This window comes from Mycobacterium sp. NGS68 (genome assembly GCF_059812195.1).
Window position 1 is genome coordinate 1 of record NZ_JCALCE010000070.1, and the last position, 6,765, is coordinate 6,765.

Here is a 6,765-nt window from a genome sequence, read left to right on the forward strand (position 1 = left end):
AACTCGGCGAACGCGGGCACGGCGGGATTGGCCGGTGCCGCTGCCGCATTGCCGGAAGCCGCGAAGTTTGTGGGTGCCACCGACCTGAAGCCACTCGGTGGTGTCGGTGGTCTGGGCGGCGCCGGACTGGGCGACGGCCTGGGCAAGGCGCGTCTGGTGGGCGCGATGTCGGTCCCGCCGACGTGGCAGGGATCGATGCCGGCGCGGATGGGGTCCGGCGCGATGTCGGGCCTGGGCGCTGGGCTGCCCGCCGAGATGGCTGCGGCCGCCGGTGCGGGCGGGGCGCCGATGGGCGGCGGCATGCCGATGATGCCGATGCCGATGGGCGGCGGCGCCGGCGCCGGCATGCCCGGCGGCATGATGGGCCGCGGCGGCGCGAGCCCCAATCATGTGGTGCAGAACCGGCCCAGCGTGGTGCCGCGGTCCGGGGTCGGCTAAGCCGCTTCCGGCTGCGCATTGCGGACGATACGTCCGCGGTATCGCAATTGGCGGTCAATTCTCCGCATGGCGGATTTGGTTGCGCAATTCTTGGGCTTTGAATAGGGCCCAATAGGGCCGTCGAGCAAAACCCGATAATTGGTATCTGGGGTGGGCGCGCGTCCCGCGCTTGCCGCGGGTGTCGCTATTTGCGCCGTCCCGGACGGTAATCCCTTGGCGCCCAATGATTTTCGGCTGCACAGGGTGCTCGGCGGCCGTCGACGGGCATCGAGCGGCTGTGGCCCCTGCGGCGGCCCGAAAATTCGCCTGCGACACGCCGGTTCGCGTTTCGGGGCTGATCAGGTTCGTAACTATACCGTGATCTGCAGTGTATCCAGGAAGGCAGACTCGGTGAGCGACGATCCATTCCGCGGAATGTCACGTCGTGACTTTCTGGCAAAAGCGTGCGGCGTCGGTGGCGCGGCATTTCTGATGGATTGGGCGGCCCCGGTCATCGAACAGGCCTATGCCGCGGGACCCTGCTCCGGTCATTTGTCCGACATCCAGCACATCGTGTTGCTCATGCAGGAGAACCGGTCGTTCGACCACTACTTCGGCACCCTGTCTTCGACCCGGGGTTTCCAGGATCCGGGCGCGTTGCCCAACATCTTCAACCAAGTCGGCTGGGACCCCAGGACGCAGAAGCCGGACCCGGTCGCCACCACGATGCCCTTTCGCCTCGACACCACCCGCGGCTTCCGCTTGGACGGCGAGTGCGTCAACGACCCCGATCACGCATGGACCGCCATGCACAACTCCTGGAACAACGGCGCCAACAACAACTGGCTGCCGGCGCAGGCGAATACGCGCACCGGTCCGTACATCCCGATGGTGATGGGCTACTACACGCGCAAGGACATTCCGATCCACCATTTGCTGGCGGACGCGTTCACGATCTGCGACGGCTACCACTGCTCGCTGCTGGGCGGGACGCTGCCCAATCGCCTGTACTGGATGAGCGCCACCATCAACCCGGAAGGCGACAAGGGTGGGCCGCAGCTGGTGGAGCCCGGGTTCCTGCCCCTGCAGCAGTACAGCTGGACGATCATGCCGGAGAACCTGGAAGCCGCCGGCGTCAGCTGGAAGGTGTATCAGAACAAGGACGCCGGGCGTTTCATCAATACGCCCATCAGCAACAACGGGCTGGTGCAGGCGTTCAAGCAGTCAGCGGACCCCCGGTCGAACCTGGCCCGGTTCGGCATCGCTCCGACCTATCCCATCGACTTCGCGTCCGACGTCCGGGCCAACCGGCTGCCGGCGGTGTCCTGGTTGGTTCCGAACTTCATCCAGTCCGAACACCCCGCGCTGCCGGTGGCCCTCGGCGCCGTCGCCATGGTGAACGCGCTGAAGATTTTGCTGACCAACCCCGCGGTTTGGGAAAAGACGGTGCTGATCGTCATGTACGACGAGAACGGCGGATTTTTCGATCACGTCGTGCCGCCCACGGCGCCGATCGGCACGCCGGGCGAATGGATTCCCAACAGCGTCGACATCAACGCGGTGAGCGGGTCCAGCGGCATCCGCGGACCGATCGGTCTGGGTTATCGCGTGCCCTGCTGGGTGATTTCGCCGTACAGCCGTGGCGGCCTGATGAACCACGACACCTTCGACCACACCTCGCAGCTGAAGCTGATCCGCACCCGTTTCGGTGTGCCGGTGCCCAACCTGACCCCTTGGCGCGACAGCGTGGTCGGGGACATGACCTCGACCTTCAACTTCGCCACGCCGCCGGACCCGTCCCAGCCGAAGTTGGCCAATCCCAACCTGGCCGCGATTCCAAAGCTGCCGCAGTGCATCCCGAACATCGTCCTCGGCACCACCGACGGAGCATTGCCGAGCATTCCGTATCGGGTGCCCTATCCCCAATCCATGCCGACCCAGGAAACGACGCCCGTTCGCGCGGTTTCCAGCGGACCCTGTTAGCTGCGGCTCGCGAACCGACTTTCGTCGTCGGAATTGCGTGAGCAAACAGTGATAAATCCGACCACGACACGCCGACCGGCGTGTCGTCGCTGATCAGGGTCGCAACTATACCGTGATCTGGAATATGAGCGAGGGCCGCGAGGAGGCCATGTGGTGAGCGACTACTCGGTCGACGGAATGTCGCGTCGACAATTTATGTCCAAAGCCGCCGCCGCCACCAGCGCCGGAGCCCTGATGTCGCTGGCCGGTCCCGTGATCGAAAAGGCTTATGGCGCAGGGCCCTGTAGCGGCAATTTGAACGATATCGAACACATCGTGTTGTTGATGCAGGAAAACCGGTCGTTCGACCACTACTTCGGCACGCTCTCGTCCACCCGGGGGTTTGACGACCCGACCGCGCTGCCCAATGTATTCAAACAGGTCGGCTGGAACCCGATGACCCAGAAGCTGGACCCGAGTGGCATCACGATGCCGTTCCACTTCGACACCACCCGCGGACCGTTGCTGGACGGCGAATGCGTCAACGACCCGGACCACGCCTGGATCGCGATGCACAAATCGTGGAACGGCGGCCTCAACAATAACTGGCTGCCGGCCCAGGTGGGGAACAGCCCGTTGCAGGGCAATGTCCCCGCGACAATCGGTTATTACGCGCGTAAAGATATTCCGGTCCATCATCTGCTGGCGGACGCCTTCACGATTTGCGACAACTACCATTGTTCGCTGCTGGGCGGCACCACGCCGAATCGGCTTTTCTGGATGAGCGCCACCAACAATCCCGAGGGCGATAAGGGTGGACCGCAGCTGGTGGAGCCGCTGGTTCAACCGCTGCTGAAGTTCAGTTGGACGATCATGCCGGAGGTGCTCAGCCAGGCCGGGGTCAGCTGGAAGGTGTACCAAAACAAGGCACTGGGGCCGCTGAACAACACCGTCGTCGGCTACAACGGGCTGGTCAACTGCTTCAAGCAGAGCGCGGATCCGCGCTCGGATCTGGCCCGCTACGGCATCGCGCCCACCTATCCGCTCGGATTCGCCACCGACGTCAGGCTCAACAAGCTGCCGGCGGTGTCCTGGCTGCTGCCGGGCTTTCTCAACTCGGAGCATCCCGCGTTTCCAGTGTCGGCGGGGGCCGTCACACTGGTGAACTGCCTACGGATCCTGCTGTCCAATCCCGCCGTGTGGGAAAAGACCGCGCTGATCATTTCCTATGACGAAAACGGCGGGTTTTTCGATCACGTCGTGCCCCCGACATCGCCCGAAGGCACGCCCGGTGAGTGGATTCCGAACAGCGTCGACATCAATAAGGTCGACGGGTCCGGCGGAATTCGCGGGCCGATCGGCCTGGGTTTCCGCGTGCCGTGCTTCGTCATTTCCCCGTACAGCCGCGGCCCGCTCAAGGCCAGCCAGGTGTTCGACCACACCTCGCAGCTGAAGCTGATATCCAAGCGGTTCGGCGTGCCCGTGCCCAATATCAGCCCCTGGCGAAATGGTGTGGTGGGCGACATGACGTCGACGTTCAACTTCGCCTCCCCGCCGGACCCGTCCCGGCCGAATTTGGACCACCCGGCGCTAGTCGCGATTCCGAAATTCCCTCAATGCATTCCCAATGTCGTTTTGGGATCGACGGTGAAGGCATCGGTTCCCTATCGGGTGCCGTACCCGCAGGCGATGCCCACCCAGGAAACCGCGCCGGTCCGGCAAAATTCCAGCGGCCCCTGCTGAATTCAAATTCTCGGCCTGCGCGTCGAATGACGGCGCATTGAGGAGCCCCGAGAATCGGGCGCGACACGCCGGACGGCCTTTGGCTGCGTCGGCTCCAGCAAATATACGGTGGGCCGGAATACGGAACGAGAGGGTGGTCTGGTGAACCACGGTCTATTCGCCGGAATGTCGCGTCGAGAATTCATGGCGAAGATGTCGGGTGCGGGCGCCGCGGCGCTGCTGACCGACATGTGCGCGCCGGTGATCGAAAAGGCCTACGGCGCCGGCCCGTGCTCGGGCCATCTGGGCGACATCGAGCACATCGTGCTCTGCCTACAGGAGAATCGGTCCTTCGACCACTACTTCGGAACCCTTTCTGGCGTAGACGGTTTCGGCAGTGGCTCGCCACTGTTCAACCAGATGGGCTGGAACCCGATGACGCAGAAGGTCGACCCGGCCGGCGTCACCATCCCGTACCGCATCGACACCACCAGGGGCCCCCTGGGCGTCGGCGAGTGCGTCAACGACCCCGACCACGCGTGGATGGCGGAGCACGGGTCCTGGAATAACGGCGCCAACAACGGCTGGCTGGCAACGCAGGCCCAAACCCGATCGCAGGGCAACACCCCCGTGGTGATGGGCTATTACGCGCGCCAGGACATACCGATCCATTACTTGCTGGCCGACACCTTCACCATTTGTGACCGCTATTTCTGTTCGCTGCTGGGCGGCACCATGCCGAACCGGCTTTACTGGATCAGCGCCACCATCAATCCGGAGGGCGACAAGGGCGGCCCGCAGATCGTCGAGCCCACGATCCAGCCGAAGGCGAAATTTACCTGGACGATCATGCCGGAGCACCTCGAGGCGGCGGGCGTCAGCTGGAAGATCTACAACAACAAGACGCTGGGAGCGATCAACGACATCACGTTGAGCCGCAATGGATATGTGGGGAGTTTCAAGCAGGGCGCGGACCCGAGGTCGAACCTGGCCCGCTACGGGATCGCCCCGACCTATCCGTTCGACTTCTTATCCGACGTCAAAGCCAACCGGCTGCCTGCGGTGTCCTGGGTCGTCCCGCTGACGCTGCAGTCCGAGCACCCGTCATTCCCGCTGGCGGTGGGTGCGATGACGATCGTGACCCTGCTGCGGATGTTGATGTCCAATCCGCGGGTGTGGGAGAAGACCGCACTCATCATCGCCTACGACGAGAACGGCGGCTTCTTCGATCACGTCACGCCGCCGACGGCGCCGGAAGGGACGCCGGGCGAATGGATTCCGAACAACGTCGACATCAACAAGGTCGAGGGTTCGGGCGGCATCCGCGGGCCGATCGGGATGGGTTTTCGGGTCCCCTGCTTCGTGATCTCGCCCTACAGCCGTGGCGGGATGGTCGCGCACGAGACGTTCGACCACACCTCACAACTGCAGCTGATCGGCAAGCGGTGGGGTGTGCCGGTGCCCAACCTGACCGCCTGGCGCGCCAGCGTGACTCACGACATGACGTCGGCGTTCAATTTCGCCGCGCCACCCAACCCGTCCCCGCCCAACCTGGACCACCCGGCGCGTCAGCTGTCGAAGCTGACCCAGTGCGTCCCAAATGCGGTGCTGGGGACGCTGAATGAGGGGCGGCCCTACCGCGTGCCCTATCCGCAGGTGCCGCCGGTGCAGGAGACGACGCCGGTGCGGGGGACCCCCAGTGGCCCCTGTTAGCGGGACACGCCGGGAACGAGTGTCACTTCGGAGCCCGCATGCGAACGCGGACATCGGTTGGGACGTGAAATTTCCGGGAATTCCCCGATATCGGTTCGCGGATTGATTTACGATGCCAAGTGCTTGGTATGCAGAGTCGCGGCTGAGTACGGATTTGTCGGAATCGGGTTCGGAAGGGGACGACGTGCTTCTCCCTCTTGGTTCGCCCTTGCCGGATGACTCCGTGGCCGCCAAGCGTGGCGAGTCGGGCATGCTCGGTGGGCTGTCGGTGCCGCTCACCTGGGGCGTGGCCGTGCCGCCGGACGATTACGACCACTGGGCCAAGGATTCCGAGGAAGGCGCCGTCGCGGAGGTAACTCCCGGCGAGGTGACTCCGGAACCGGCCGCAGAAGGCATGGACGAGTGGGATGAGTGGGCCGAGTGGAGCGAATGGCAGGCCGAAAACGCCGAGCCGCGCTTCGAGGTGCCCCGCACAAATGGCGTGATACCGCATTCTCCGGCGGCGGGCTGAGAGAGAGGGGGAATACGCAAGTATTCAGACGATCGGCGAACCCCGGTTTCTCAGCCTGCCGGCAAAAGAACGGCCGATCCATAAGACCAGATGACAAGTCCAAGTATTGAGGAGACAGGAAACATGGCAACTCGCTTTATGACCGACCCGCACGCGATGCGGGCCATGGCGGGTCGTTTCGAAACCCACGCCCAGACCGTCGAGGATGAGGCTCGCCGGATGTGGGCGTCGTCGCAGAACATCGCCGGTGCCGGCTGGAGCGGCACCGCCCAAGCGACGTCGTACGACACCATGGGTCAGATGAACCAGGCCTTCCGCAACATCGTGAACATGCTGCACGGTGTGCGCGACGGCTTGATCCGCGACGCCAACAACTACGAGCAGCAAGAGCAGGCCAGCCAGCAGATCCTGAGCAGCTAGCTCTCACCCACTACACAACT

At 64.1% G+C, this 6,765-nt stretch carries 6 protein-coding genes; all 6 read left to right on the forward strand.

Annotated features, from left to right (window positions below; genetic code table 11):
• A partial coding sequence (locus AC5Y5V_RS31160; RefSeq protein WP_499942894.1) for a PPE family protein, SVP subgroup occupies nt 1-438 on the forward strand: 438 nt, incomplete at its 5' end.
• Nucleotides 439-852: 414 nt separating this feature from the next.
• Nucleotides 853-2,400, forward strand: coding sequence for a phospholipase C (locus AC5Y5V_RS31165; protein WP_499942897.1), 1,548 nt, complete (start codon nt 853-855; stop codon nt 2,398-2,400).
• A 177-nt stretch (nt 2,401-2,577) separates the two neighbouring features.
• Nucleotides 2,578-4,122 carry a phospholipase C gene (locus AC5Y5V_RS31170; RefSeq protein WP_499942899.1) on the forward strand — a complete coding sequence of 515 codons (1,545 nt, stop codon included), beginning with the start codon at nt 2,578-2,580 and terminating at the stop codon, nt 4,120-4,122.
• A gap of 165 nt (nt 4,123-4,287) precedes the next feature.
• Nucleotides 4,288-5,814 carry a phospholipase C gene (locus AC5Y5V_RS31175; protein WP_499942903.1) on the forward strand — a complete coding sequence of 509 codons (1,527 nt, stop codon included), beginning with the start codon at nt 4,288-4,290 and terminating at the stop codon, nt 5,812-5,814.
• 250 nt (nt 5,815-6,064) lie between these two features.
• Entirely contained in the window at nt 6,065-6,325 is a 261-nt protein-coding gene (locus AC5Y5V_RS31180) for a hypothetical protein (RefSeq protein ID WP_499942906.1), read from the forward strand.
• Between the two features lie 123 nt (nt 6,326-6,448).
• Nucleotides 6,449-6,745 (forward strand): WXG100 family type VII secretion target, encoded by a 297-nt coding sequence (locus AC5Y5V_RS31185; RefSeq protein WP_499935948.1) that lies wholly within the window; start codon nt 6,449-6,451, stop codon nt 6,743-6,745.
• Nucleotides 6,746-6,765 lie beyond the last annotated feature (20 nt).